Source organism: Halorubrum sp. SP3 (genome assembly GCF_005435195.1).
Classification (GTDB): domain Archaea; phylum Halobacteriota; class Halobacteria; order Halobacteriales; family Haloferacaceae; genus Halorubrum; species Halorubrum sodomense.
The window spans coordinates 660-2,233 of the sequence record NZ_SGTU01000057.1 but is presented as its reverse complement, the minus strand read 5'-3'; the positions used below and the strand labels follow the sequence as shown (position 1 = coordinate 2,233).

General features: G+C 47.0%; 2 protein-coding genes. Both read left to right on the top strand.

Annotated elements, in window-relative coordinates; all coding sequences use genetic code 11:
* Window positions 1-783, top strand: a 783-nt coding sequence (locus tag EXE42_RS15175; protein WP_158293719.1) for an AAA family ATPase, incomplete at its 5' end; no start/stop codon positions are given.
* The coding region (locus tag EXE42_RS15170) for a hypothetical protein (protein WP_137706870.1) at window positions 780-1,574 on the top strand (795 nt) is incomplete at its 3' end. The genes EXE42_RS15175 and EXE42_RS15170, both read left to right, overlap by 4 nt.

The window sequence follows — 1,574 nt, the reverse complement described above, 5'->3', positions numbered from 1 at the left end:
AAGAAGGGGATCTTCCGGGAAATCTGTATCGAAGCCGCTCAGGCCTTAGAAGCTACACCTGAAAACCGAACACCACCACGATACGTGCTCGTCATTGATGAGCTTAATCGTGGCAACGTTCCGCAAATATTTGGCGAAATCATCACTCTGCTTGAAAAAGATAAACGCGGACAAGAGCGGTTCCTCTCTCACTCTGGGGCTAAATTCACGATCCCAGAAAACGTATTTATCATCGCGACGATGAATACTGCGGATCAATCGATTTCAAAACTAGATGCCGCTCTGAGACGACGTTTTGCTTCAATTTCGCTCAGCCCTGATTATGATGCTCTATATGACTCCCACAGTGTGTTTCCTGAAGACAAGGAAACAGCCGCAGAGCTAGTCGAGACAGGTCGGAAGGACGTTGAGGCAATGGTAGCAGCATCGGTGCTTGCGCTCGAGATCATTAATAAACGGATCACTGCTGTTCGAGGACTTGGAAAGGGGAAACGAATCGGTCACGCGTATTTACACCCAGATACCTGGATGAGTGATAGTGAAGATCCACGAGATATCGAACTGACTGATGTCTGGAGGTACGATGTCTTACCGCTCTTGGAAGAGTACTTCTTCGAAGACACTCAACAGCTAGAAGATAGTATCTTACGTGGAGATTCTGATTTTATTAATGAGTCAACAAACGACGTTGTGAGTATGACGCCATCAAAACTCAAAGAAAATCTCAGAACCTTTGTGATTGACAATCAGGGTGAACTTGACATCGAAATATCGCCTGAATGAGTTCTAATTCTCAATCAACTGAGGAGGTGATTACTTTACAGGAGCGGACAGAGACGGACCTCTCCAATCAAGCACTCACGGAGGAAGATTACGCCGCCCTTGATAAGCATGATAATGTAAGTAGTGTGTCCATTGCCTCTGAAAAAGTCAAAATAAAGCAGCACATTGGACATATCGGGCTTCCAAGTGGAGCGTATCTTGAGGTACTCCCCAAAGATAGCCTAGAGGGATTCAAACTATTATACTATCTAGCGAAGGCGGGTCGGGTAAGCGAAGAACTTGTCACTAGTAGAGGAGAGATCGGGTTCTCGGTTGGAGAGTCATTCATTGAAGTCGTAGGACAGGTCTACGCGCAAGAGATTAAACGACTGTTACGAAGGGGGATCCACAAACGATACCTCCCCAAGCAGCGAGCGACTGACCACGTCAAGGGTCAGCTTCAGGTGACCAAACAATTAGCTCGTCAGGAGCCGTTCGCAACTTCCTTCGAAAGTCAGTATGATGAACTCACGGCGGACATTCCTCTCAATCAGTTAATTCTATTTGCTGCTGTTAAACTGGCAGAAGAGGTTCCGGAACCTACAGTAGAGGACAGACTCAGGCGACAGATCAGAGATCTTCAACGGATAGTCTCACTCCCTCTAACCCCACCACATCCATCCGAAGTCACGCTTACCAGAGAAACGCAGGGGTACAAGCCGCTGGTGAAGTTTGCAGAACAGATCCTCGACGAGAATTATATCGATACCTTCGGTCAGCAGACTAAGGTGATTGAATCTCTGCTCATCAAC